The sequence below is a fragment of the Trinickia dabaoshanensis genome, assembly GCF_002879885.1.
GTDB lineage: Bacteria > Pseudomonadota > Gammaproteobacteria > Burkholderiales > Burkholderiaceae > Trinickia > Trinickia dabaoshanensis.
In genome coordinates this window covers 72,644-96,729 of record NZ_PNYA01000026.1, presented here as the reverse complement: position 1 = coordinate 96,729, position 24,086 = coordinate 72,644, and the positions used below count along the sequence as shown (strand labels likewise).

At 61.8% G+C, this 24,086-nt stretch carries 24 protein-coding genes; 9 read left to right on the top strand and 15 right to left on the bottom strand.

What is annotated here, in order from left to right:
* Nucleotides 1-29 precede the first annotated feature (29 nt).
* From leuB to C0Z18_RS24650, 5 genes are all read right to left on the bottom strand, one after another.
* Complete coding sequence (leuB, locus tag C0Z18_RS24670) at nt 30-1,097, bottom strand: 3-isopropylmalate dehydrogenase (protein WP_102648068.1); 1,068 nt, start codon at nt 1,095-1,097, stop codon at nt 30-32.
* A 48-nt stretch (nt 1,098-1,145) separates the two neighbouring features.
* On the bottom strand, nt 1,146-1,796 hold the full coding sequence (gene leuD, locus C0Z18_RS24665) for a 3-isopropylmalate dehydratase small subunit (protein ID WP_102648067.1): 651 nt from the start codon (nt 1,794-1,796) through the stop codon (nt 1,146-1,148).
* 7 nt (nt 1,797-1,803) lie between these two features.
* Complete coding sequence (locus C0Z18_RS24660) at nt 1,804-1,947, bottom strand: entericidin A/B family lipoprotein (RefSeq protein WP_102648066.1); 144 nt, start codon at nt 1,945-1,947, stop codon at nt 1,804-1,806.
* Between the two features lie 4 nt (nt 1,948-1,951).
* Nucleotides 1,952-3,361 (bottom strand): 3-isopropylmalate dehydratase large subunit, encoded by a 1,410-nt coding sequence (gene leuC / locus C0Z18_RS24655; protein ID WP_102648102.1) that lies wholly within the window; start codon nt 3,359-3,361, stop codon nt 1,952-1,954.
* Between the two features lie 214 nt (nt 3,362-3,575).
* Complete coding sequence (locus C0Z18_RS24650) at nt 3,576-4,232, bottom strand: pyridoxamine 5'-phosphate oxidase family protein (protein ID WP_102648065.1); 657 nt, start codon at nt 4,230-4,232, stop codon at nt 3,576-3,578.
* A gap of 161 nt (nt 4,233-4,393) precedes the next feature.
* On the opposite strand from C0Z18_RS24650, the gene pdxR reads away from it, so the two are divergent.
* Nucleotides 4,394-5,860 (top strand): MocR-like pyridoxine biosynthesis transcription factor PdxR, encoded by a 1,467-nt coding sequence (pdxR, locus tag C0Z18_RS24645; protein ID WP_102648064.1) that lies wholly within the window; start codon nt 4,394-4,396, stop codon nt 5,858-5,860.
* Between the two features lie 112 nt (nt 5,861-5,972).
* Here the strand turns inward: pdxR and C0Z18_RS24640 are convergent, their stop codons facing one another.
* Nucleotides 5,973-6,638 (bottom strand): GntR family transcriptional regulator, encoded by a 666-nt coding sequence (locus C0Z18_RS24640; protein ID WP_102648063.1) that lies wholly within the window; start codon nt 6,636-6,638, stop codon nt 5,973-5,975.
* A 338-nt stretch (nt 6,639-6,976) separates the two neighbouring features.
* Here C0Z18_RS24640 and C0Z18_RS24635 point away from each other — a divergent pair, with 338 nt between their 5' ends.
* Nucleotides 6,977-7,468, top strand: a complete 492-nt coding sequence (locus tag C0Z18_RS24635; protein WP_102648062.1) for a GNAT family N-acetyltransferase — start codon at nt 6,977-6,979, stop codon at nt 7,466-7,468.
* Nucleotides 7,469-7,518: 50 nt separating this feature from the next.
* Here C0Z18_RS24635 and C0Z18_RS24630 read toward each other — a convergent pair whose 3' ends face one another.
* The 9 genes from C0Z18_RS24630 to C0Z18_RS24590 all read right to left on the bottom strand — a co-directional run bounded on the left by C0Z18_RS24630 (nt 7,519) and on the right by C0Z18_RS24590 (nt 14,557).
* Nucleotides 7,519-8,043: a helix-turn-helix transcriptional regulator gene (locus C0Z18_RS24630; RefSeq protein WP_102648061.1), complete on the bottom strand. Its 525-nt coding sequence runs from the start codon at nt 8,041-8,043 to the stop codon at nt 7,519-7,521.
* Between the two features lie 8 nt (nt 8,044-8,051).
* Complete coding sequence (locus tag C0Z18_RS24625; RefSeq protein ID WP_102648060.1) at nt 8,052-8,336, bottom strand: hypothetical protein; 285 nt, start codon at nt 8,334-8,336, stop codon at nt 8,052-8,054.
* A 243-nt stretch (nt 8,337-8,579) separates the two neighbouring features.
* Nucleotides 8,580-9,884, bottom strand: a complete 1,305-nt coding sequence (gene gltA / locus C0Z18_RS24620) for a citrate synthase (RefSeq protein WP_102648059.1) — start codon at nt 9,882-9,884, stop codon at nt 8,580-8,582.
* Nucleotides 9,885-9,953: 69 nt separating this feature from the next.
* The gene (locus C0Z18_RS24615; RefSeq protein ID WP_102648101.1) at nt 9,954-10,196 is read right to left on the bottom strand and encodes an FAD assembly factor SdhE; all 243 of its coding nucleotides are present in this window, start codon (nt 10,194-10,196) and stop codon (nt 9,954-9,956) included.
* A 111-nt stretch (nt 10,197-10,307) separates the two neighbouring features.
* Nucleotides 10,308-11,012, bottom strand: a complete 705-nt coding sequence (locus C0Z18_RS24610; RefSeq protein ID WP_102648058.1) for a succinate dehydrogenase iron-sulfur subunit — start codon at nt 11,010-11,012, stop codon at nt 10,308-10,310.
* 28 nt (nt 11,013-11,040) lie between these two features.
* On the bottom strand, nt 11,041-12,816 hold the full coding sequence (gene sdhA, locus C0Z18_RS24605; RefSeq protein WP_102648057.1) for a succinate dehydrogenase flavoprotein subunit: 1,776 nt from the start codon (nt 12,814-12,816) through the stop codon (nt 11,041-11,043).
* A gap of 4 nt (nt 12,817-12,820) precedes the next feature.
* Nucleotides 12,821-13,189 carry a succinate dehydrogenase, hydrophobic membrane anchor protein gene (gene sdhD, locus C0Z18_RS24600; protein ID WP_102648056.1) on the bottom strand — a complete coding sequence of 123 codons (369 nt, stop codon included), beginning with the start codon at nt 13,187-13,189 and terminating at the stop codon, nt 12,821-12,823.
* A 4-nt stretch (nt 13,190-13,193) separates the two neighbouring features.
* A complete protein-coding gene (gene sdhC / locus C0Z18_RS24595; protein ID WP_102648055.1) occupies nt 13,194-13,610 on the bottom strand; it encodes a succinate dehydrogenase, cytochrome b556 subunit in 417 nt (138 codons plus the stop codon).
* 155 nt (nt 13,611-13,765) lie between these two features.
* Nucleotides 13,766-14,557, bottom strand: a complete 792-nt coding sequence (locus C0Z18_RS24590) for a GntR family transcriptional regulator (RefSeq protein ID WP_102648054.1) — start codon at nt 14,555-14,557, stop codon at nt 13,766-13,768.
* Nucleotides 14,558-14,789: 232 nt separating this feature from the next.
* On the opposite strand from C0Z18_RS24590, the gene C0Z18_RS24585 reads away from it, so the two are divergent.
* The 7 genes from C0Z18_RS24585 (at nt 14,790) to acnA (ending at nt 24,062) form a co-directional block, all read left to right on the top strand.
* Nucleotides 14,790-15,773: a malate dehydrogenase gene (locus C0Z18_RS24585; protein WP_102648053.1), complete on the top strand. Its 984-nt coding sequence runs from the start codon at nt 14,790-14,792 to the stop codon at nt 15,771-15,773.
* A 284-nt stretch (nt 15,774-16,057) separates the two neighbouring features.
* On the top strand, nt 16,058-17,065 hold the full coding sequence (locus tag C0Z18_RS24580; RefSeq protein WP_102648052.1) for an HpcH/HpaI aldolase/citrate lyase family protein: 1,008 nt from the start codon (nt 16,058-16,060) through the stop codon (nt 17,063-17,065).
* Nucleotides 17,062-17,958 (top strand): methylisocitrate lyase, encoded by an 897-nt coding sequence (prpB, locus tag C0Z18_RS24575; RefSeq protein WP_102648051.1) that lies wholly within the window; start codon nt 17,062-17,064, stop codon nt 17,956-17,958. Before C0Z18_RS24580 ends, prpB begins: the two co-directional genes overlap by 4 nt.
* A gap of 27 nt (nt 17,959-17,985) precedes the next feature.
* Entirely contained in the window at nt 17,986-19,158 is a 1,173-nt protein-coding gene (prpC, locus tag C0Z18_RS24570; protein ID WP_102648100.1) for a bifunctional 2-methylcitrate synthase/citrate synthase, read from the top strand.
* 98 nt (nt 19,159-19,256) lie between these two features.
* Nucleotides 19,257-19,754 (top strand): hypothetical protein, encoded by a 498-nt coding sequence (locus tag C0Z18_RS24565; protein WP_102648050.1) that lies wholly within the window; start codon nt 19,257-19,259, stop codon nt 19,752-19,754.
* 24 nt (nt 19,755-19,778) lie between these two features.
* Complete coding sequence (locus tag C0Z18_RS24560; protein WP_102648049.1) at nt 19,779-21,230, top strand: bifunctional 2-methylcitrate dehydratase/aconitate hydratase; 1,452 nt, start codon at nt 19,779-19,781, stop codon at nt 21,228-21,230.
* A 114-nt stretch (nt 21,231-21,344) separates the two neighbouring features.
* Nucleotides 21,345-24,062 carry an aconitate hydratase AcnA gene (gene acnA / locus C0Z18_RS24555; RefSeq protein ID WP_102648048.1) on the top strand — a complete coding sequence of 906 codons (2,718 nt, stop codon included), beginning with the start codon at nt 21,345-21,347 and terminating at the stop codon, nt 24,060-24,062.
* Nucleotides 24,063-24,086: the final 24 nt, after the last annotated feature.

The following is a 24,086-nucleotide window of genomic DNA, read 5'->3' as shown; positions in this document are numbered from 1 at the left end:
GCCCGTTACGTCAAAGCGTGCCGGATCGATCAGAGTGCCGCGCGAACCGCATCGCCCATCTCGACCGTGCCGACCTGCCGGCAGCCCGGCGTGGCGATGTCGCCCGTCCGGTACCCGGCCTCGAGCACCTTTTGAACGGCCTTCTCGATACGCTCGGCTTGTTCGGCTTTGTTCAACGAGTAGCGCAACATCATCGCGGCCGACAAAATCGTCGCGAGCGGATTGGCGATACCCTTACCGGCGATATCGGGCGCAGACCCGTGCGAGGGTTCGTACAGGCCCTTGTTGTTCTTGTCGAGCGAGGCCGACGGCAGCATGCCGATCGAGCCCGTCAACATCGCCGCTTGGTCGGACAAAATGTCGCCGAACAGGTTGCCCGTCACGATGACGTCGAACGATTTCGGCGCCTTCACGAGTTGCATCGCCGCGTTATCGACATACATATGCGAGAGCTCGACGTCCGGGTATTGCTTGGCGACGTCGATCATGACGTCCTTCCACAATTGCGACGTTTCGAGCACGTTGGCCTTGTCCACCGACGTCAAGCGCTTGCCGCGCTTTTGCGCCGCTTGAAACGCGACATGCGCGATGCGCTGCACTTCCGGCTCCGAATAACGCATCGTATCGAACCCTTCGCGAGCGCCTTCGAACGGACCGTCCGGCGCTTTGCGCGTGCCGCGCGGCGTGCCGAAATAAACGTCGCCGTTCAGTTCGCGCACGATCAGGATGTCGAGGCCCGAGACGATTTCGGGCTTCAGCGACGAAGCCCCCGTCAATTGCGGATAGCAAATAGCCGGACGGAAGTTCGCGAACAACTGCAGATGCTTACGCAGCCCGAGGATCGCTTGCTCGGGACGCAGCGCGCGCTCGAGCGAATCGTATTTCCAATCGCCCACGGCGCCGAACAGGATCGCATCGGCCTCTTTAGCGAGGGCAAGCGTCGAATCGGGCAGCGGATGACCCTTTGCCTCGTAACCGGCGCCGCCGACGGGCGCCTCTTCCATCTCGAACTTCTCGTCGAGCGAGTTCAATACCTTGACCGCTTCCGCGACGATTTCGGTGCCGATGCCGTCACCTGGGAGCACTGCGATTTTCATTCGGAGTCCTATCGAGTTTGCGATTGCCTAACCGGTTCGCCTAAAGCGTTAGCCGACGATACGATGGCCAAGCCACGGCTGCTTTGCGATCCGTTCCGCTTCGAACGCGCGGATCTTATCGGCGTGGCGCAGCGTGAGGCCGATGTCGTCGAAGCCGTTCAGCAGACAGTACTTGCGGAAACCGTCGACCTCGAACTTGTACTCGCGGCCGTCCGGCGTACGCACGAGTTGCGCCTCGAGATCGATCGTCAACTGATAGCCGTTGAACGCATAGGTGTCGTTGAACAAGTGATCGACTTGCTGCTCCGACAGGACGATCGGCAGTACGCCGTTCTTGAAGCAGTTGTTGAAGAAGATGTCGGCGAAGCTCGGCGCGATCAGCGCGCGGAAACCGTACTGCTGCAATGCCCACGGCGCGTGCTCGCGCGAGCTGCCGCAACCGAAGTTCTTGCGTGCGAGCAAAACCGATGCGCCTTGATAGCGCGGCTGGTTCAGCACGAAATCGGGGTTCAGCGGACGGTTCGAGTTGTCCTGCCCCGGTTCGCCGTGGTCGAGATAACGCCACTCGTCGAACAGGTTCGGACCGAAGCCGGTGCGCTTGATCGATTTCAGAAACTGCTTCGGGATGATCGCGTCGGTATCGACATTCTCGCGATCGAGGGGGGCAACGAGCCCCGTATGCACGACGAATTTGTCCATGTTCCTATTACTCCGCAGCCTTCTTGATCGCGTGACCCGCTTCGCTCATGTCCTGACCGAAACCGGAAACCGTGTGGCAGCCGGCGAGGCCGAGCAACGCGCCGGCCAATGCGAGCAGCGCGGCCCGCCGCAAAAACATCCAAGCTTTCATGGCGCTACCCCAACTTCCGAATGTCGACGAAATGCCCTTCGATCGCGGCGGCCGCAGCCATCGCGGGACTCACGAGGTGCGTACGTCCGCCCGCGCCCTGACGCCCCTCGAAATTGCGGTTGGAGGTGGATGCGCAGCGCTCGCCCGGATCGAGGCGGTCCGCGTTCATCGCGAGGCACATCGAGCATCCAGGCTCGCGCCATTCGAACCCGGCATCGACGAACACCTTGTCGAGCCCTTCGCGTTCGGCTTGCGCTTTGACCAAGCCCGAACCGGGCACGATCATCGCCAGGCGGACGTTCGAGGCAACGCGGCGCCCGAGCTTTTTCACGACGTAGGCCGCCGCGCGGATATCTTCGATACGCGCATTCGTGCACGAGCCGATAAACACCTTGTCGATCTTGATCGATTCGATCGGCGCGTTCGGTTCGAGCGCCATGTACTGCAACGCGCGCTCCATCGCATCGCGTTTGACGGGATCTTTTTCGCGCTCGGGATCGGGCACGCGGCCGTCGATCGCCGTCACCATTTCCGGCGACGTACCCCATGTGACCTGGGGCACGATTTGGGCCGCGTCGAGTTCGACGACGCGATCGAAGTGCGCGCCCGCATCGGAGGCGAACGTGCGCCAATAGGCGACGGCATGGTCCCACTCGGCGCCTTGCGGCGAATAGGGGCGGCCCTTCAGGTATTCGATCGTCGTATCGTCGACGGCCACCATGCCGGCGCGCGCGCCGGCTTCGATGGCCATGTTGCAAACGGTCATACGGCCTTCCATCGACAGCGCGCGTATCGTCGAGCCGCCGAATTCGATGGCGTAGCCGGTGCCGCCCGCGGTGCCGATCTTGCCGATGATGGCAAGCACGATGTCCTTGGCCGTGCAGCCGCGCGGCAATTGGCCGTCGACTTTCACGAGCATGTTCTTGCTCTTCTTTTGCAGCAGCGTTTGCGTGGCCAGCACGTGTTCGACTTCCGACGTGCCGATGCCGTGCGCGAGCGCGCCGAACGCGCCGTGCGTCGACGTATGGGAATCGCCGCAGACGATCGTCATGCCGGGCAGCGTCGCGCCTTGCTCGGGTCCGATGATATGAACGATGCCTTGACGCATATCGTTCATCTTGAACTGCGTGATGCCGTAGGCGTCGCAGTTCGCATCGAGCGTATCGACTTGAAGCTTGGAAACCGGATCGGCAATGCCGTGACTGCGATCGGTCGTGGGGACGTTATGGTCCGACACCGCCAGGTTGGCGCTCACGCGCCAGAGCGGACGCTCGTGCATCTTGAGCCCTTCGAACGCCTGCGGGCTCGTGACTTCGTGCAGCAAATGGCGGTCGATGTAGAGCAGCGTCGTGCCATCCTCTTCGGTATGGACAACGTGCGAATCCCACAGCTTGTCGTAAAGAGTCTTTGACATGGTATGCGCGGTAATCGTGGCAACGGGCAATTCCCGGTGCGGTCGATTATGCCACGCACGACGCCCCCGCGGCACCGGCAATTTAGAAAAAAGCGATAAGAAACATAGAGTTGGGTGGTAGTTCCAGTACTAGGCTCGCTGTTACCCGGCGCCTTGCGGGAAGCGCCCATACATGGTTCGGCTTACCTTCGAGCACGGACATCCCGAAGGCGATTCAATCAGCCCAACCCGTGACATAGTCCGGCACGGCCACGCTCCCATTGGTTTCAGCGGGGATCGGCATTGCGTGTGCCATCCTCAACGGCAAGACACCGGCCCATACGGCAAGCTCGAGATCCTCGGGCTTATCGGAGGGAAGCGAGGCACTCACCTTTACCGCCGCCTCCGCCAACGAAATCCGCAGCACGCTGGTCGCATTGATCTCCTTGCCGTTGCCGGGCCGCGCTTCATGCTTGCGCCCTCGTGCGATCTTGTCCATGAACGCGTCCAAGGCGGCCAACTTGTCGGCACTTGCCTGTAGGGGCTCGAATCGCCCGTATACGACGACGGACCGATAATTCATCGAGTGACTAAACGCGGACTTCGCCAGAACCAGACCGTCCAAGAGCGTCATGGCAATGCATGCTTGCGCGCCCGCGGACAAGGCCTTGATCATGCGGCTGCCGTTGGACCCGTGGATATACAGATAATCGCCGCTTCGCCAGTGCGCGGTGGGAATGCAGTGCGTATCATCGTCGGCGCCAAACGCAATGTGACAGACATACGCTTCGTCGACGATGCGGTGAAGCGTCGCTCGATCGTGATTGGCCAGTTCAGGCAGACGACGAATCGTAGTGCGGTCGGTGGGCGATACGGTCGTGGACTGATTCATCTTTAACTATCCTATTCACGCAATTTAAACTGCGAACCGCGGCTCGCGCTCGCCGACGAGGGCCACCTGCAATCGCGCCTCGCCTTGAATGGGATCGAACGATACAAGACGAGACGAACGTGAAAAAGAGCCAACGCGGCAAAAAACTTTAGAACCACGACATGGATCTCGCTCTTCTGATCTCCACGTTCTCCGCGCAAAACGACTCGGGTAAGCGCAGCCAGCAAGAGGTGCTGTATCGAAGCTTGCGCGATATGCTGCTCGATGGTCGCATTGCGGAGGGCACGCGTTTGGTGTCCACGCGCGTGCTCGCCAACGAGCTCGGGATCGCCCGCAATTCGGCCGTCTACGCGTACGAACGGCTCGCCGAAGAGGGCTTCGTGGCTGCAACGCGCAACGGTACCGTGACGCTTTGGAATGGGCGCGCGCGTCGCGATCCACGGCAGGCGGCCGCGCCGCTTTCGATCAGCCTGTCCGATCGCGTCCGGGGACTGGAAAACGCGCAACCCGAGCCCGATCGAATGTTGCCCTTCGTCCCTGGACTGCCCTCGCTCGACGAATTTCCGCTGGTTCAGTGGCGCCGTTGCGTCGATCGAGCCTGGCGGCGCATGGGACCGGGGCAACTCGCATACGGTCCCGCGGAGGGCCTACCCGAGTTGCGGCGCGCCGTGGCCGCGTATATCAAGGTGTCGCGTGGCGTCCGTTGCGAAACCGATCAAGTGTTCATCACCGATGGCACCCAAAGCAGCCTGGAATTGTGCGCCCGCATGCTCGCGGACCCCGGCGACTACGGCTGGCTCGAGAACCCTTGTTACGGCGGCGCAAGGACCGCGTTCCGCTCGACCGGGCTACAACTGATTCCGATCGAAGTCGATCGCGAGGGGATGGCGCCGACCGAGGACGCGTGGCGCCGCCATCCGCCCAAACTGATCTATACGACGCCGTCGCATCAATATCCGCTCGGGTCCTTGATGAGCATTCAGCGACGCGCGGCGCTCGTCGAAAACGCGCGCGCGTGCGGTGCCTGGATCATCGAGGACGACTACGACAGCGAATTTCGCCACAGCGGCGAACCGCTACCGGCGATCCAAGGGTTGGCGGCCGACGCGCCGGTTTGCTATCTGGGAACGTTTAGCAAGACGATGTTTCCTGCGCTGCGGCTGGGCTTCATGGTGGTTCCACCCGTGTTGGTCGTGCGCTTTCGGGACACACTGCGCGAGCTCGTTCATCGCGGCCATCCCGCCGATCAATTGGCCATGGCGGAATTTATCGACACGGGGCTGTTCGCTCGCCATCTGCGTCGAATGCGGGCGCTCTATATCCATCGGCGAGGCACGCTCGAGCGTGCGCTTTGCCGGCGTCTCGGGGCAGCGCTTACCCTTCGCGAAAGCTCCGGCGGCATGCATCTTTCGACAGAACTTGCGGTGCCCGTTCAAGACGCGGACATTGCGCGGCACGCATTCGCCGAGGGTCTTATGTTGCAGCCATTGAGCCACTATCGAGTCGCGAACGGTCAGGCGTACAACGGCTTCGTGCTCGGCTACGCCGGCCTCGCCGACGCGACGATAGAAAAGGCGGCAACGCACTTTGCCAGGATCGTCGAACGCCATGGCGCGATCGAGCGCTGACAAGCGCACGCGTAAGCGAAAAGAAATGCGACCGGCGGGCGAGGCGGCCGCTAATCCGCCTGTCGACGCGATTCTCGGCGAAGCACGGCTCTATAGGCAGACGGGAATACGTCTACGTCGCTGCGTCATGTTGGCCCCGGATCAGTTTGATGCGCGCGTCGGTCCCGTCCAGGATGTGATTCCACATGTGCCGTCGCGCCGCTTCGGGTTCCCGCGACCGGATCGAATCGTAGATAACGAGGTGCTCCGACGTGCCGCGCCGCACCGTCGAGGCGTCGTCCCGATGCAGTTCGTTCAGTGCGAGTCCACTCTGTGCGCGTAGCAGCCGGTACGAGGTGTAGAGCCGCTCGTTTTTTGCAGCGGAGAACATTTCTTGATGGAACACCCAACCGACGCGCTGCTCCGTCATCAGGTCCGTCGATTCGCCGCCCGCAATCCGGCGCAATTGATCCGCCGCTGCCGACAGCCCCTCGGTCGCGCCGCTCACCGCCGCCAAATAGGCGGCCGTGCTTTCCAATGCGAGTCTGACTTCGAAAATCTCGCGCAAATCGATTCTGGTCGGCGCCGTTACGTAGGTTCCTCGACGCGGAACCACTTCCACCAAGCCCTCTACCACGAGCCGCTGTATTGCTGAACGTACGGGCATATGACCCAGCATCAACTCATCGGCCATATTGCGCGGAGAAACCGGATTGCCAGGTGCCAGGCGCCCATCGAGAATTCGAGAGCGTATTTGTGTATAGGCGGTGTGCGTATCGGATTGACGGTCAGCCGTCATCTATGATCTCAATTAGATAGTTATTTCGGAATAATTCCGGCTCAGAAACAGCTTACCGCATTACCGGTCGAATAGAACCTGATATTTTTCGGAGTATTGACGCGGCGACCGCGGCATATCTACCGGCAGGACCCGCGGCAGCGGCAACCGACAGGACCGATAAAGCAAGCCCGGCAGCTATGTTCCAAACAAGGAATGTTTTTCGACCGGCGCCAAACCGAAGACGATGCTGACGATCTCTTAATGTAACGCCGGCGATCTCGTTTTATATATACAAACCGGTTCAATTGTTGCGCGAATTCTAAATATTTTATTCGCCGCGAGCGATACAATTTCCTATGCCCGACAGCCCCGCAATTTTTTCCATTCATGCCGTTGCGACTGAACACGTTCTACCGTTACGGTCGTCGATTCTTTTAGACAATGAAACCGATCCCTGCCGGTTCCGCGGCGACGACGACCCAACGACGTTGCATCTCGCGGTATACCAAGGCGACACGATCATCGCTGTTTCAACTGTCTGCCGCGAGGCGCTGCCGCGGCCCGGAGCACGAAGCAACACGGCTTGGCGCCTGCGTGGCGTGGCTGTCCAACCGCATGCGCGCGGATTCGGGTTCGGCCGCACGCTGATGAAACTGTGTTGCGACCACGCACGCCGACACGGAGGCGGACTCGCCTGGTGCACGGCGCGCGAAACAGCTCGCGGCTTTTACGAAGCACTGGGCTTCGCATCGGCATCGCCACCGTTCAAGCTGCCTTCGCGGGGTGACCTTCTCTTCTACGAGATGCACTACGTCCTGCCCGGCGGGTCGATCGCCGGCACCGACTGACCGCGCCATCGTGGCCGTACCGCTCCTACGCTGCCGCGCACTGGCAACGCTCAAACGACAAGCAACGCCAACTGCCGGTTCAGACGCGGCTCGATTTGGCGTGCCTCTTTCGCCAGATTCACTTGCTTAGTGGCCTTCGCGACATCGACGAGCCCCGAGTTGATCGAATAGGCGCCGCGGCCGGTCAGCCACACGAGCACGTCCGACAAGTGCCAAACCGACGCGCTCCCTTCATGGACAGGCAGCGGAAAGCGCGATGCATGAGCCAGCATCAGCTTGCGCATATTCTGTCGCGTCATGCCGGCCAAATCCGCGACATCCGTCAGACCGACGAAGTCGGGGCCCGCTTCGACCAACCTAGCGGCCGGCAGCGCTTTCTTCACGTCGTGCAGCGCCGAATGAATGGCCGACCACGCATCGGCCCCCACTCGCCTGAATGCCAATGCGATTCTTCCCGGTTGGCCCATGCCGATCGTGGCATCGTCGCACCCGGCCTCGAACAGTCGCTCGACGATCTGCTCGTGGTCCTGATCTTCGTCCGCAAGCTGATATTTCAGCGTAAAAACGTATTCCATTTGGACTCCTAAATTTTGGCGAGTACGCCCGCTTTGAACGCGACGATCTGCTGCACTACCGCGCAGTGATCGACAACCCGCTTCAAGTCTTTCGCATGATTGGCCGCACAGCGCGGCGTACTCCAGATGCTCGTGATACAAAACTCGCCGCACCGGCACTGAACGTCGTGATAGGGGCAAAGCATCTTGCCCCAGGCGTGCCCGTTTCCTCGCTTCGGTTGCACTCGCCAGCCGCAGGTTTCCGCGTACACGAGCGCTGCTTCAATTTCCTTCTTCGGATGTGGTCGTTGCATTTGTCACTGCGGCAAGAGTACCGCCCGGTTAAGAGGTTGTCAAGTGACAACCTTGGTTGCTGACGAATGCACGATACCGGCTCGGCCCCGCGACGAGCAGTCCTCCGAACGGCATAGTCGTTCGAGAACGCATCGCTCCGCAGCGGGCGCCCCATACGAAAAAGCCCCGACGGCATGACCCGTCGGGGCTTTGAATACTGCGCTCGGCAAACCGGTTCGTTCGAACCGGCACCGGGCTTGCGATTAGCCGCGTTGGCCGATCGGCTTTGCTTCGCGCGGCGTTTCGCCGATGAACAACTGACGCGGACGGCCGATCTTTTGCTCGGCTTCCGAAATCATTTCGTTCCACTGAGCGATCCAGCCCACCGTACGTGCCATCGCGAAAATGCACGTGAACATCGAGGTGGGGATGCCGAGCGCGCGCTGGACGATGCCCGAGTAGAAATCGACGTTCGGATACAGCTTGCGCGACACGAAGTATTCGTCTTCGAGCGCGATCTTTTCGAGCTGCATCGCGAGCTTGAACAGCGGATCGTCGTGCAGGCCGAGCTCTTCGAGCACTTCGTGGCACGTTTCGCGCATCAGCTTCGCGCGCGGATCGTAGTTCTTGTACACGCGGTGACCGAAGCCCATCAGCTTCACGCCCGAGTTCTTGTCCTTCACTTGCTTGATGAACTCGGGGATGTTGTCCGGCGAGCCGATTTGCTCGAGCATGTTCAGCGCCGCTTCGTTCGCGCCGCCGTGCGCCGGGCCCCAGAGGCAGGCGATACCGGCAGCGATACAGGCGAACGGATTGGCACCCGACGAACCGGCCAAACGCACGGTCGAAGTCGACGCGTTTTGCTCGTGATCGGCGTGCAGAATCAAGATGCGATCGAGCGCGCGCACGAGCACGTCGTTGATCTTGTACTCTTCGCACGGGTTCGAGAACATCATGCGCATGAAGTTCGCGCTATACGACAGATCGTTCTTCGGGTAGACGAACGGCTGGCCGATGCTGTACTTGTACGCCATAGCGACCAGCGTCGGCAGCTTGGCGATCATGCGAATCGCGGAGACGTCGCGATGATGCGGATCGTTGATGTTCAGCGAGTCGTGGTAGAACGCGGAGAGCGCGCCCACCGATGCGACCAGAATGGCCATCGGGTGCGAATCGCGCCGGAAACCGCGGAAGAAGAATTGCATCTGCTCGTGCACCATCGTGTGGCGCGTGACCGTGCTGACGAACTCTTGCTTTTCCTTCGCCGTGGGCAGTTCGCCCTTGAGCAACAGGTAGCACGTTTCGAGGAAGTCCGCGTTTTGCGCGAGGTTGTCGATCGGGAAGCCGCGGTACAGCAGCTCGCCCTTATCTCCGTCGATATACGTGATGGCCGAATTGCACGATGCCGTCGACATGAAGCCGGGGTCGTACGTGAATTTGCCGGTTTGGCCGTACAGCTTGCGGATGTCGATTACGTCCGGGCCCATCGTGCCCTTGTAGATCGGCAGTTCGACGCTCGGCGAATTATCGCTGAACGAGAGCGTGGCTTTAACATCTGACGGAGTCATAGCATCCTCAATCGAAGTTGGAACGGGTTTCCGATCATGCGCGCGCGGCGCGTTCCAGCAATGCGGCGCTCAAACAGCGCGCAACAGGCCCAGCACCCGGACGATGTCCGGGTCGGAAAGGTCGCCTTCCGGTTCCTTGCGAGCGAGAAGCAAGTCCATCAGGTCGTTGTCGCTCAGCTCGAGCAGACGTGTCAGCGCACCCACGTCCGCGTCGCTGAGGCTCTCTTCGTAACGGCTGAAAAAACGTTCGAAGATCAAATCATTTTCCAGCAGACCGCGCCTCGAGCGCCAACGAAGGCGCGCGCGGCGCAGCGGGTCTGATTGATGCGATGCGTCATTATGCGCCGAGGCGCCCCCGGATGTCCCGAAGGACTCCTCGGGGGACGGCGAATGAAGCGAGCGCCTAAAGGCGAATTTCATTGCTTAAACCGTACGGCGCACCATGAGTTCCTTGATCTTGCCGATCGCCTTCGTCGGGTTCAGCCCCTTCGGGCAAACGTCGACGCAGTTCATGATCGTATGGCAACGGAACAGACGGTAGGGGTCTTCGAGGTTATCCAGGCGCTCGCCCGTGGCTTGGTCGCGGCTATCGGCGATGAACCGGTAGGCTTGCAACAGGCCGGCCGGGCCCACGAACTTGTCCGGATTCCACCAGAAGCTCGGGCACGACGTGGAGCAGCTCGCGCAAAGAATACACTCGTACAAGCCGTCGAGCTCGTCGCGCTCTTCGGGCGATTGCAGGCGCTCCTTTTCGGGCGGCGGCGTGTCGTTGATCAAATACGGCTTGATCGAATGGTACTGATTGAAGAATTGCGTGAAGTCGCAAATCAAATCGCGCACCACGGGCAGACCCGGCAGCGGACGCAGAACGATCTTTTGCGGCAGATCGTTCAGGTTCGTCAGACAGGCGAGACCGTTCTTGCCGTTGATGTTCATCGCATCCGAACCGCAGACGCCTTCACGGCACGAGCGGCGGAACGACAGCGTTTCGTCGACCGCTTTCAGTTTGACGAGCGCGTCGAGCAGCATGCGATCGCCCACGCCGAGATCGAGCTCGTACGTCTGCATGCGCGGCGCGGCATCCTTGTCCGGATCGTAACGATAGATTTCGAAAGTACGTTTTGCCATTTCGCGTGTGTCCTTTGAATGCACCGGCTTAGAAGGTACGCGCCTTCGGCGGCACCGATTCGACCGTCAACGGCTGCATGTGCACCGGCTTGTAATCGAGGCGATCGCCTTCGCTGAACCACAGCGTATGGCGCAGCCAATTTTCGTCGTCGCGATGTTCGTAATCGCTTTGCGCGTGCGCGCCGCGGCTTTCCTTGCGCGCTTCGGCCGAAACCATCGTTGCACGCGCCACTTCGATCAGGTTCGCCAACTCGAGCGCTTCGACGCGAGCCGTGTTGAACACCTTCGATTTGTCCTTCAAGTGCACGTGATTAACGCGCTCGGCGACTTCCTTGATCTTCTCGACGCCTTCGGCCAGGAGCTTCGACGTGCGGAACACACCCGCGTGCGATTGCATCGTCGAACGAATATCGCCCGCGATCGCTTGCGTGTACTCGCCCGAGGTCGACTTGTCGAGCTTATCGAGGCGCGACAGAGCGAAATCGGCGGCATCGGCCGGCAGGGGCTTGTGCTCCTTCAGGTCCTTCACGTGCTTGACGATGTGGTTGCCCGCGGCGCGGCCGAAGACGACCAAGTCGAGCAGCGAGTTCGTGCCCAGGCGGTTCGCGCCGTGCACCGAGACGCACGAGCATTCGCCCACGGCGTAAAAACCGTTCACGACCTCTTCGTGGCCGCGCGGCGTGCCGACGACTTGACCATGAATGTTCGTCGGGATGCCGCCCATTTGATAATGGATCGTCGGCACGACGGGGATCGGCTCCTTGATGCAGTCGACGTTCGCGAACTTCAGCGCGATTTCGCGGATCGACGGCAGACGCTTCATGATCGTCTCGGCGCCGATGTGCGAGAGGTCGAGCAGCACGTGATCCTTGTTCGGACCCACGCCGCGGCCTTCCTTGATTTCCTGGTCCATCGAACGCGAGACGAAATCGCGCGGCGCCAGATCCTTCAGCGTCGGCGCGTAGCGCTCCATGAAGCGCTCGCCGTTCGCGTTACGCAAAATACCGCCTTCGCCGCGCACGCCTTCCGTGATCAGCACGCCCGCGCCGGCCACGCCGGTCGGGTGGAACTGCCAGAACTCCATGTCCTGCAGCGCGATACCCGAGCGGGCCGCCATGCCCAAACCGTCGCCGGTATTGATGAACGCGTTCGTCGATGCCGCGAAGATCCGGCCCGCGCCGCCCGTGGCGAACAGCGTGCACTTGCCTTCGAGGATATAGACGTCGCCGGTTTCCATCTCGAGCGCGGTCACGCCGAGCACGTCGCCGTCGGCGTCGCGAATCAGATCGAGCGCCATCCATTCCACGAAGAATTGCGTCTTCGCGGCGACGTTTTGCTGATAGAGCGTGTGGAGCAGGGCGTGGCCGGTACGGTCGGCCGCCGCGCACGCGCGCTGGACGGGCTTCTCGCCGTAGTTGGCCGTGTGGCCGCCGAACGGACGCTGATAGATCGTGCCATCGGCGTTACGGTCGAACGGCATGCCGAAGTGTTCGAGTTCGTAGACGGCGTTCGGTGCCTCTCGGCACATGAATTCGATCGCGTCTTGGTCGCCGAGCCAGTCGGAACCCTTGATGGTGTCGTAGAAGTGGTAATGCCAGTTGTCTTCGCTCATGTTGCCGAGCGATGCGCCGATCCCGCCTTGCGCCGCGACCGTGTGCGAACGCGTCGGGAACACTTTCGAGAGCACGCAAACCGACAGACCCGCACGCGCGAGTTGCAGCGACGCGCGCATCCCCGAACCGCCCGCGCCGACGATGACCACGTCGAAGCGGCGACGCGGCAGAGAATTCTTGATTGCAGCCATTCTTTTACACTCTCCAGAGAATCTGCGCAGCGTAGCCCGCACACGCGAGCAGCCAGACGATCGTCAACGCTTGCAATACGAGGCGCGTGCCGACGGGCTTCACATAGTCCATCCAGATGTCCCGAATGCCTACCCACGCGTGGTAGAACAGCGAGAGCAAGGTGACGAACGTCGCGAGCTTCATCCATTGCGTGGCGAAGATCGAGGCCCAGCCGTCGTAGGAGAAAGCCTGTGCGCTGAAGAACCAGGCGAGCAGGATGACCGTATAGATCGCCATGATCATGGCGGTCACGCGCTGCGCGAGCCAGTCGCGCAAGCCGTAATGCGCGCCGACGACGAGGCGCTTCGAGCCGATTCGGTTGTTGGCTGCCATTTTCTTAGAATGCTCCGAACAGTTTGAGCGCGAAGGCGATCGTCAAGACCGACGACACCACGAAAACCACGACGGACGTGCGCTTGCCGCTCTCTTTCGACACCGCGTCGTGGTTCGTATCCATCACGAGATGGCGTACGCCGGCGCAGAAGTGAAAGAGAAATGCCCACGCGAGCACGAGCGTGACGAGCTTGACGACGATATTGGAGAGAAAGAGCTTGAAGAACTCGAAGCTCATTTCGGAAGTGAGGCTCTGATCGAAGAGGTAGAGCAGGAAGGGAAGGAAAACGAAGAGAAGCGCGCCGCTAACCCGATGCAGGATCGATACCCGCCCTGCTAGCGGTAGACGGTATGCCGTCAAAATTTGCCCCACTCCGATGTTCCGGAACTCCGGTCTCGGTTTTTTTACCGCTTCTGTCATGCTAGACCCCTACTATGTAGTCACACTAACCCGCGATTTTAGCGCTTTTTCATTCCGCAGCGCAGCGAAAACCGGTGAAGACTCTTCCAGTTTGCGCAATGATCGCGCCGCGACGCGAGTTCGCGCCGGCGCGCCTCGACCATGTCGGCCCTCTGTCAGCTCAAGTCGTTCTGATAGTAGTACCCGGTTGTGACATACCAACCACGACGAACTTCGACAGGCCGATCCCCGTAGGTATAGGACACGCGCTCCACCGAGAGCAACGGAAATCCGGCCGGCACGGCGAGCAACTCCGCGACGGCGGGCTCCGCCGCCACCGCGCGTATTTTCTCCGAGGCGCGAATCATGCGCGTACCGAATTCCGCCTCGAACATCGCATACAGGGGGCCTTTGTACTCGCTCAGGCGCTCGAGCGTCAGCCCGCGGAACATGGCCCCGGGCAGCCAGATCTCGTCGAGCACCGTCGTCACGCCGTCGAACTGCAACAGCCGCCTGATCTGGACCACGGGATCGGCCGGCTTCAAGTCGAGTTGGCGTGCGATCTCCGCCGGCGCGCGCTGGCGGCGGCATTCAAGCAGCTTACTGATGTGCGGATGTTCGGCGCCGTCGTCGGCCAACAGCCGCAGGAAGCGGAATTGGGCGCGATCCTCGTTGTGAGTCGCAACGAACGTACCTTTACCTTGGCGTCGCACGAGCAAATTCTCGGCCGCCAATTCGTCGATCGCTTTTCTGACGGTACCCTGACTGACCTTGTAGCGCGCCGCGAGCTCGACCTCGCTCGGGATGATCTCGCCCGGCTTCCATTCGCCGGACTCGAGGCTCTGAGTAATGAGCCCCTTGATCTGCTGGTACAGCGGGCTGAACGTCGGCGATGGGGCGGCCGCGGCCGCGCCGTCGCCGGCCTGGCCGTTCTTCGGGTTGCCCGCGCTTGCCTCGTTCGCATTCATCCGCGCATTTCAACACAAAGCGCCCGCGCCCGTCCAGGCTTTCGTGCGGAATTCATATGTCTTATATAAGACATAAGATACGGTTGACTTTGCACAGCCTCGCTCCTACACTCCGTCGCGGGCAAGGAACAGTACACCTACACGCTTCGCGTAACGCGCATAGAATGGCGTTTTCCGTAGCGTAGACGCACCCACGCACCAACGCATTTCCTGATTTCCTGGAGAGTTCTAAATGGCTAAGTCCGCAAAGCGCGTTGCCGTCACCGGCGCCGCAGGTCAAATCGGTTACTCGCTGCTGTTTCGTATCGCCAACGGCGATCTGCTCGGCAAGGACCAGCCCGTCATTCTGCAATTGCTCGACCTCCCGCAAGCCCAAGCCGCCGTCAAGGGCGTCGTCATGGAGCTCGAAGACTGCGCGTTCCCGCTGCTGGCCGGCGTGGTCGTGACGGACGACCCGAAGGTGGCGTTCAAGGACGCCGACATCGCGCTGCTCGTGGGTGCGCGCCCGCGCTCGAAGGGCATGGAACGCAAGGACCTGCTCTCGGCCAACGCCGAAATCTTCACGGTTCAAGGCCGCGCGCTGAACGAAGTCGCCAGCCGCGACGTAAAGGTCCTCGTGGTCGGCAACCCGGCCAACACGAATGCTTACATCGCCATGAAGTCGGCACCGGATCTGCCGAAGAAGAACTTCACGGCCATGTTGCGCCTCGACCACAACCGCGCGTTGTCGCAAATCGCAGCCAAGTCGGGCAAGCCGGTTTCGTCGCTCGAGAAGGTCACCGTCTGGGGCAACCACTCGCCCACGATGTACGCCGACTACCGCTTCGCGACGGCCGACGGCCAGTCGGTCAAAGCGCTGATCAACGATGAACAATGGAACCGCGACGTGTTCCAGCCGACCGTCGGTAAGCGCGGCGCGGCCATCATCGAAGCACGCGGCTTGTCGTCGGCGGCTTCGGCAGCCAACGCCGCCATCGATCACGTCCGTGACTGGGTGCTCGGCACGAACGGCAAGTGGGTCACGATGGGCATCCCCTCGGACGGCTCGTACGGCATCCCCGAAGACATCGTCTACGGCGTGCCCGTCACTTGCGAAAACGGCGAGTACAAGCGTGTGGAAGGCCTCGAAATCGACGCCTTCTCGCGCGAAAAGATGGACTTCACGCTGAAAGAACTCCTCGAAGAGCGCGACGGCGTGCAACACCTGCTCGGCTAATCGCCGAGGCGTCGGTGCGCTCCGCATGGGCGGGGCGTACCGCGAACGATTCGAGAGTCCGGCGCCGTGTACGCCGCGTCGTCATGACGCAGGCGTCCGGCGCCGTCTCACCATCTCGGATTCGCGCGCGCTTTGCGACAGTGTGTCGCAGCGCCGGGTAGCCGATCACCGGGCGAGACAGCCTTTCGGCACGCTCCCCGCATCGAGGCCCAACGGCACGCGTTGCTTGCAGAGCCCGCCCGAATCCGGTTTTTGAACAGATTTGAAAGCTTCTGACGCCGAAGATGCGCGCCCTCACTCCCGCGGAAGTGTTGTTCGACGGCGAAACGCCGCCCGCGTTGCTGCCCGTATGCGATCACTACGCGGGCAGCGAAAAGCTGATGCTCAAATCGCTCGCGCTGCAGGCGGAACTCGGGCCCGTGTTCGACGTGACGCTCGATTGCGAGGACGGAGCCGCTGTCGGCCATGAGGCCGAGCATGCGGAGCTGGTCGCATCGCTGATCGGCGGCGAGCACGACCGCTTCGGGCGCGTCGGCATTCGCATCCACGACTTCGCGCACCCGCACTGGCGCGACGACGTGCGGCTCGTGCTTCGAGCGGCAAAGCGCGCCCCTGCTTACGTCACGCTGCCTAAGATTCGCAGCGTCGCCGACGCCGCCGAAATGTGCGCCTTCATCGAGGCCACCCGGCGCGAGTTCGGCATCGAGAAACCGGTTCCCACTCAACTCCTGATCGAGACGCACGGTGCGCTTGCCGACGTCTTTCGGCTCGCGTCGCTACCGACCGTCGAGGCGCTCTCGTTCGGTCTCATGGACTTCGTATCGGCTCACGGCGGGGCGATTCCGGATGCCGGCATGCGCTCGCCCGGTCAGTTCGACCATCCGCTCGTGCGCCGCGCGAAACTCGAAATCGCAGCGGCGTGCCATGCGTACGGGCGCGTACCTTCGCACAACGTCACCACGGAAATTCGCGATATGTCGGTGGTCGCCGCCGATGCGGCCCGGGCGCGTGACGAATTCGGCTACACGCGCATGTGGAGCATCCATCCCGCGCAAGTGCCCGTGATCGTCGCCGCGTTCGCGCCACGCGACGAAGCGATCGCCAACGCGGCCGCGATCTTGCTGCAAGCCCAAGCCGCGCAGTGGGGGCCCACGCGTCACGGCGACACATTGCACGACCGCGCGAGCTACCGCTACTACTGGTCGGTGCTGCGCCGGGCGCGCGCGACCGGCCGGCCGTTGCCGCCAGACGCGGCCACCTTGTTCGGCCCCGTATCGAAGGAAATGCCATGACAGCACCTCAATCACCCCTTCCCTCGCCCGGCGCCGCATTTCGTGCAGCCGTCGCGAACGAGCAGCCGCTGCAAGTCGTCGGCGCGATCACCGCCTATGCCGCCAAGATGGCGCAGGCCACCGGCTTCAAGGCCGTCTATCTGTCGGGCGGTGGCGTGGCCGCCAACTCGCTCGGCATCCCCGATCTGGGCATCAGCACGATGGAAGACGTGCTCATCGACGCGCGCCGCATCACCGACGCCTGCTCGCTGCCGCTGCTCGTCGACATCGATACGGGCTGGGGCGGCGCCTTCAACATCGCGCGCACGATCCGCTCGTTCATCAAAGCCGGCGTCGCCGCCGTGCACATCGAAGATCAGGTCGGACAAAAACGTTGCGGCCATCGCCCCGGCAAGGAGTGCGTGCCGAAGGAAGAGATGGTCGATCGCGTGAAGGCGGCCGTCGATGCGCGCACCGACGATCAATTCGTCATCATGGCGCGCACCGATGCAGCCGCCTCCGAAGGCATCGATGCGGCCATCGAGCGCGCCGTGGCCTATGTGGAAGCGGGCGCCGATATGATCTTCCCCGAGGCGATGCGCACGCTCGACGACTACCGCAAGTTCAAGGCGGCCGTGAAGGTGCCGATCCTCGCGAACTTGACCGAGTTCGGCTCGACGCCGCTTTTCACGACCGACGAATTGAAAACGGCGAACGTGGATATTGCGCTCTATTGCTGCGGCGCCTACCGCGCGATGAACGCGGCGGCGCTGAACTTCTACGAGACCGTGCGCCGCGACGGCACGCAAAAGGCGGCCGTGCCGACGATGCAAACGCGCGCGGATCTTTACAAATACCTTGACTACCACAGCTACGAAGAGAAGCTCGATGCCCTCTTCGCCGCTCAAAAATGACAGCGTATGGCGCCTAAGGACAAGACCATGAGTGACGCGAGCCAAGGTGCGGCGCCGGCCGCCGGCACGTTCAAGCCGAAGAAGTCGGTCGCGCTTTCGGGCGTGACGGCCGGCAACACGGCGCTGTGTACGGTTGGCCGCACGGGCAACGATTTGCATTACCGCGGCTACGATATTCTCGACGTCGCCACCACGTGCGAATTCGAGGAAATCGCTCACCTGCTCGTGCACGAGAAATTGCCGACCGCCGCCGAGCTGACGGCCTACAAGAAGAAACTGAAGGCATTGCGCGGCCTGCCCGCGAACTTGAAAGCCGCGCTCGAATGGATCCCGGCCTCCGCCCATCCGATGGACGTGATGCGCACGGGCGTGTCCGTGCTCGGCACGTTGCTGCCCGAAAAGGACGATCACAACATCGCCGGCGCGCGGGATATCGCCGACCGCCTGATGGCCTCGCTCGGCTCGATGCTGCTTTATTGGTATCACTACTCGCACAACGGCCGCCGCATCGAGGTGGAAACGGACGACGATTCGATCGGCGGCCACTTCCTGCATCTGCTGCACGGGGTAGAGCCGCCCAAGGCATGGGTGCAGGCGATGCATACGTCGCTGAACCTATATGCCGAACACGAATTCAACGCCTCGACCTTCACGGGCCGCGTCATCGCCGGTACGGGCTCGGATATGTATTCGGCGATCACGGGCGCGATCGGCGCACTGCGCGGACCGAAGCACGGCGGCGCGAACGAAGCCGCCTTCGAGATCCAGTCGCGCTACGCCTCGCCCGACGACGCCGAGGCCGATATCCGCTTGCGCGTGGAGAACAAGGAAGTCGTGATCGGCTTCGGCCACCCTGTCTATACGATTTCCGACCCGCGCAACAAGGTCATCAAGGACGTCGCGAAGCAGCTCTCGAAGCAAGCCGGCGATACGAAGCTGTTCGACATCGCCGAACGGCTCGAATCCGTTATGTGGGACGCCAAGAAGATGTTCCCGAATTTGGACTGGTTCAGCGCCGTCTCGTACCACATGATGGGCGTGCCGACCGCCATGTTCACGCCGCTGTTCGTGATCTCGCGCACGTCGGGTTGGAGCGCGCACGTCATCGAGCAACGTATCGACAATAAGATCATCCGCCCGAGCGCAAACTACACCGGGCCCGAAAATCTGAAGTTTGTATCGCTAAATAGGAGAAAATAGCCACCGCCGCGCGCCCCGATGCGCGCAAGCCGGCGGGCGCCCCCGCCGCGCGGCTCGTGTTCTATTTGTCTCACCGTTATTCAAAAGGTCTTGATTCCATGAAGAAATTGCTGATCGCCACCGTCGTTGCCTCGCTCTCCGCCACGACGCTCTTCGTCGCGAGCCCCGCATTCGCACAAAACGGCAGCAGGACGGCCACCAAGAAGGCCAAGGCGCCGGCACCGAAGCATCGCCTCATCAAGCGCAAGTCGACGAAAAGCGTCGCCAAGACCGATCCGGTGCCGGAAGGTTCGGTGCAGTGGTCCTGCCAGGACGGCCTGTCGTTCGCGCTGAAGGGCGACATGCAACGTGACCAAATCGTGACGGTTCACTGGGCCAACAAGAATTACAACCTGCCGCGCGAAGCCACGACCACGGGCGCCGACCGCTTCCACGACGCCGCCACGGGCCTCGACCTCGTCGTGATCCCGACGAAGGCCATGCTGTTCTCCGATCACGACGGCTCGCGTCTCGCCGACGAATGCAAGACGGCCGCCATGACGCAAGGCGCCCCGGCTCCGACGCAATCGAACGCGCTGCAAAAATCGGGTAGCTAAACCCCGGCAAGGGAGCCTCGACCCATGTCCGCACCGATTTCAAGCGTCCGGCCCGCGCCGGATCAGGTACTCGTCGATATCGTCGATTACGTACTCGGTTATCGGATCGACAGTGCGCTCGCGCTGGACACGGCGCGCAACTGCCTGATCGATACGCTCGGATGCGGGCTCGAGGCGCTCTCCTACCCTGCCTGCACCAAGCTGCTGGGCCCCATCGCGCCGGGCACCGTCGTGCCGAACGGCGCCAAGGTCCCCGGCACGCAATTCCAGCTCGATCCCGTGCAGGCTGCCTTCAACATCGGCGCGATGATTCGTTGGCTGGACTTCAACGACACTTGGCTCGCCGCCGAATGGGGGCATCCGTCCGACAATCTGGGCGCGATTCTCGCGACCGCCGATTGGCTATCGCGCACCGCCGTCGCGGCCGGCAAGCCGCCGCTCGTCATGAAGGACGTGCTCGTCGCGATGGTCAAGGCGCATGAGATCCAAGGCGTCATCGCGCTCGAAAATTCGTTCAACAAGGTCGGGCTCGATCACGTATTGCTCGTTAAGCTCGCATCGACGGCCGTCGTGGGGCAGATGGTCGGCTTATCGCGCGACGAACTCGTCAATGCCGTGTCGCTCGCCTTCGTCGACGGACACGCGCTGCGCACCTACCGGCACGCGCCGAATACGGGCTCGCGCAAGTCGTGGGCGGCCGGCGACGCGACCGCGCGCGCCGTGCGTCTCGCGTTGATCGCAAAGACCGGCGAGATGGGGTATCCGACAGCGCTCACCGCCAAGACTTGGGGCTTTTACGATGTCTTGTTCAAGGGGCATCCGTTTACGTTCCAACGTTCCTACGGCTCGTACGTGATGGAAAACGTGCTGTTCAAGATTTCGTTCCCTGCCGAGTTTCACGCCCAAACGGCGGCCGAAGCGGCGATGACGCTGCATGGTCGACTGCGGGCAAACGGCAGGCGGATCGAAGACATCGCGAAGATCACGATCCGCACGCACGAGGCGGCAATCCGCATCATCGATAAAACCGGCCCGCTCGCCAATCCCGCCGACCGCGACCACTGCATCCAGTACATGGTCGCGGTGCCGATGATTTTCGGGCGGCTGACGGCGGCCGACTACGAGGACGCGATTGCGGCCGATCCGCGCATCGACGCGTTGCGCGCGAAGATCGTTTGCGTGGAGGATCCTCAATTCACGGCCGATTACCACGACCCGAACAAGCGCTCGATCGCCAACGCATTGACGGTGGAGTTCGCGGACGGGACGAAGCTGAACGAAGTGGTGGTCGAATACCCGATCGGACACAAGCGGCGCCGGGCCGAAGGTATCCCGCTGCTCGTGGAGAAGTTCAAGACGAATCTCGCGCGCCGCTTTCCCGAGAAGCAGCGCCGGGCGATTCTCGACGCCTCGCTCGATCAAGCGAAGCTCGAGTCGATGCCCGTGAACGAGTACGTCGACTTGTATGTGATTTAGCATTTGGTGATTTGGCAATTCAGGACGCCCGCGTGCGGGCATCTCCGAACGCTGGTTCAAGGTTCAAGAAAAACGTAGCAACGTCATTTCCTCGCTCTAAACCTAGGAAAAACCATGGCCCACAATCTGCACAACACGCTCAAGGAATTCGATAGCGGTAACGGCAAAGGCAAGTTCTACTCGCTGCCCGAACTCGGCAAGGCACTGAACGTCAAGATCGACCGGCTGCCGGTATCGATCCGTATCGTGCTCGAATCGGTGCTGCGCAACTTCGACGGCAAGAAAGTCTCGGAAGAGCACATCAAGCAACTCGCCAATTGGAAGCCGACGGCCGCGCGGGTCGATGAAATTCCGTTCGTGGTCGCGCGCGTCGTGCTGCAAGACTTCACGGGCGTACCGCTCTTGGCCGACATCGCGGCGATGCGCGGGGTGGCTCAGCGTACGGGCAAGAATCCGAAGGCGATCGAGCCGCTCGTACCGGTCGATCTCGTGGTGGACCACTCGGTGCAGATCGATTACTTCCGTCAGAAAGACGCGCTCGATCTGAACATGAAGCTCGAATTCCAGCGCAACAACGAGCGCTATCAGTTCATGAAGTGGGGCATGCAGGCGTTCGACACGTTCAAGGTCGTGCCGCCGGGCGTCGGCATCGTGCACCAGGTGAACCTCGAATATCTCGCTCGCGGCGTGCATAAGAAGGCCGAGAACGGCGATACGGTGTACTACCCGGATACGCTGGTCGGCACCGATAGCCATACGACGATGATCAACGGTATCGGCGTGGTGGGCTGGGGCGTGGGCGGCATCGAAGCGGAAGCCGGCATGCTCGGCCAGCCGGTGTACTTCCTGACGCCGGACGTCGTCGGCGTCGAACTGAAAGGCAAGTTGCGCGAAGGCGTGACTGCGACCGACCTCGTGCTTACGATCACCGAGATGCTGCGCAAGGAGAAGGTCGTCGGCAAGTTCGTCGAGTTCTTCGGCGAAGGCACGGCCTCGCTGACGCTGCCCGACCGCGCGACGATCGGCAATATGGCGCCCGAGTACGGCGCGACGATGGGTTTCTTCCCCGTCGACGAGAAGACGATCGACTACTTCAAGGGCACGGGCCGCACCGAAGCCGAAATCGCCGCCTTCGAAAACTACTTCAAGGCGCAGCAGTTGTTCGGCATTCCGAAGGCAGGCCAGATCGATTACACGAAGTCGCTCACGCTCGACCTAGCCACGGTGGCGCCGTCGCTGGCCGGTCCGAAGCGTCCGCAAGACCGCATCGAAATCGGCAACGTCAAATCGACGTTCTCGGAATTGTTCAGCAAGCCCGTCGCCGAAAACGGCTTCGCCAAGAAGCCGGCCGACCTCGACGCCCAGTACGAAACGACCAACGGCGTAAAGCTGAAGAACGGCGACGTGCTCATCGCCGCGATCACCTCGTGCACGAACACGTCGAACCCGAGCGTGCTGCTCGCCGCCGGTCTGCTCGCGAAAAAGGCCGTCGAAGCGGGCCTCACCGTCGCGCCGCACATCAAGACGTCGCTCGCGCCGGGATCGCGCATCGTCACCGAGTATCTGACGAAGACGGGCTTGTTGCCGTACCTGTCGCAGCTCGGCTTCGAATTGGCGGCCTACGGCTGCACGACCTGTATCGGCAACGCGGGCGACCTGACGCCCGAGTTGAACGAAGCCATCACGAAGAACGACGTCGTGGCCGCGGCCGTGCTGTCGGGCAATCGTAACTTCGAAGCGCGTATCCACCCGAATATTCGCGCCAACTTCCTCGCCTCGCCGCCGCTCGTCGTGGCCTACGCGATCGCAGGCACGATCACGCGCGATCTGATGACCGAACCGGTCGGCAAGGGCAAGGACGGCCACGACATCTACCTCGGCGACATTTGGCCGTCGAGCGAGGAAGTCAACGCGCTGCTCAAGTACGCGCTGGACGCCGACGCGTTCCGCACGAACTACGCCCATCTGACGAAGCAAGGCGACCTGTGGAGCAAGATCGAAGGCGAGGAAGGCCAAGTGTACGACTGGCCGAAATCGACCTACATCGCCGAGCCGCCGTTCTTCGGTCAGGACTTCTCGATGACGCCGTCCGATGAAATCGTCGAAATCAAGGGTGCGCGTGCGCTCGGCATCTTCGGCGATTCGGTGACGACCGACCACATCAGCCCGGCCGGCTCGATCAAGGAGGATTCGCCGGCAGGCAAGTGGCTCAAGGCGAACGGCGTGCAAAAGGCCGACTTCAACAGCTACGGCTCGCGCCGCGGCAATCATGACGTGATGATGCGCGGCACGTTCGCCAACGTGCGGATCAAGAACCTGATGATCCCGGCGAAGGCCGACGGCACACGCGTGGAAGGCGGCCTGACGATTCACCAGCCGAGCGGCGAGCAACTGTCGATCTACGATGCGGCGATGAAGTACATCGACGAAGGTACGCCGACGATGATCTTCGCGGGCGAAGAGTACGGCACCGGTTCGTCGCGCGACTGGGCGGCGAAGGGTACCCAACTCTTGGGCGTGAAGGCGGTCGTGGCGCGCAGCTTCGAGCGGATCCACCGTTCGAACCTCGTCGGCATGGGTGTGCTGCCGCTGCAATTCAAGGGGGCGGACAGCGTCCAATCGCTCGGCATCACGGGGGACGATACATTCGATCTCGAAGGACTCGGCGACGACTTCAAGCCGCAACAAGAAGTCACGCTCGTCATCCATCGTAAAGATGGCAAGACGCAGCGCGTACCCGTGTTGCTTCGTATCGACACGCCGATCGAAGTGGACTACTACAAGCACGGCGGGATTTTGCCGTTCGTGCTGCGTTCGCTGTTGGCGGCGTAAGCATTCACTGCGTTTTTGCAGGTG

Bases quoted from the DNA above. Each gene is read 5' to 3' on its own strand.
- C0Z18_RS24590 (WP_102648054.1), bottom strand. From the start codon at position 14,557: ATGAATGCGAACGAGGCAAGCGCGGGCAACCCGAAGAACGGCCAGGCC.
- leuD (WP_102648067.1), bottom strand. From the start codon at position 1,796: ATGGACAAATTCGTCGTGCATACGGGGCTCGTTGCCCCCCTCGATCGC.
- gltA (WP_102648059.1), bottom strand. From the start codon at position 9,884: ATGACTCCGTCAGATGTTAAAGCCACGCTCTCGTTCAGCGATAATTCG.
- sdhA (WP_102648057.1), bottom strand. From the start codon at position 12,816: ATGGCTGCAATCAAGAATTCTCTGCCGCGTCGCCGCTTCGACGTGGTC.
- C0Z18_RS24635 (WP_102648062.1), top strand. From the start codon at position 6,977: ATGCCCGACAGCCCCGCAATTTTTTCCATTCATGCCGTTGCGACTGAA.
- C0Z18_RS24630 (WP_102648061.1), bottom strand. From the start codon at position 8,043: ATGGAATACGTTTTTACGCTGAAATATCAGCTTGCGGACGAAGATCAG.
- sdhD (WP_102648056.1), bottom strand. From the start codon at position 13,189: ATGGCAGCCAACAACCGAATCGGCTCGAAGCGCCTCGTCGTCGGCGCG.
- C0Z18_RS24585 (WP_102648053.1), top strand. From the start codon at position 14,790: ATGGCTAAGTCCGCAAAGCGCGTTGCCGTCACCGGCGCCGCAGGTCAA.
- sdhC (WP_102648055.1), bottom strand. From the start codon at position 13,610: ATGACAGAAGCGGTAAAAAAACCGAGACCGGAGTTCCGGAACATCGGA.
- C0Z18_RS24625 (WP_102648060.1), bottom strand. From the start codon at position 8,336: ATGCAACGACCACATCCGAAGAAGGAAATTGAAGCAGCGCTCGTGTAC.
- pdxR (WP_102648064.1), top strand. From the start codon at position 4,394: ATGGATCTCGCTCTTCTGATCTCCACGTTCTCCGCGCAAAACGACTCG.
- C0Z18_RS24650 (WP_102648065.1), bottom strand. From the start codon at position 4,232: ATGAATCAGTCCACGACCGTATCGCCCACCGACCGCACTACGATTCGT.
- prpC (WP_102648100.1), top strand. From the start codon at position 17,986: ATGAGTGACGCGAGCCAAGGTGCGGCGCCGGCCGCCGGCACGTTCAAG.
- C0Z18_RS24565 (WP_102648050.1), top strand. From the start codon at position 19,257: ATGAAGAAATTGCTGATCGCCACCGTCGTTGCCTCGCTCTCCGCCACG.
- C0Z18_RS24610 (WP_102648058.1), bottom strand. From the start codon at position 11,012: ATGGCAAAACGTACTTTCGAAATCTATCGTTACGATCCGGACAAGGAT.
- leuB (WP_102648068.1), bottom strand. From the start codon at position 1,097: ATGAAAATCGCAGTGCTCCCAGGTGACGGCATCGGCACCGAAATCGTC.
- C0Z18_RS24560 (WP_102648049.1), top strand. From the start codon at position 19,779: ATGTCCGCACCGATTTCAAGCGTCCGGCCCGCGCCGGATCAGGTACTC.
- C0Z18_RS24640 (WP_102648063.1), bottom strand. From the start codon at position 6,638: ATGACGGCTGACCGTCAATCCGATACGCACACCGCCTATACACAAATA.
- C0Z18_RS24580 (WP_102648052.1), top strand. From the start codon at position 16,058: ATGCGCGCCCTCACTCCCGCGGAAGTGTTGTTCGACGGCGAAACGCCG.
- acnA (WP_102648048.1), top strand. From the start codon at position 21,345: ATGGCCCACAATCTGCACAACACGCTCAAGGAATTCGATAGCGGTAAC.
- leuC (WP_102648102.1), bottom strand. From the start codon at position 3,361: ATGTCAAAGACTCTTTACGACAAGCTGTGGGATTCGCACGTTGTCCAT.
- prpB (WP_102648051.1), top strand. From the start codon at position 17,062: ATGACAGCACCTCAATCACCCCTTCCCTCGCCCGGCGCCGCATTTCGT.
- C0Z18_RS24660 (WP_102648066.1), bottom strand. From the start codon at position 1,947: ATGAAAGCTTGGATGTTTTTGCGGCGGGCCGCGCTGCTCGCATTGGCC.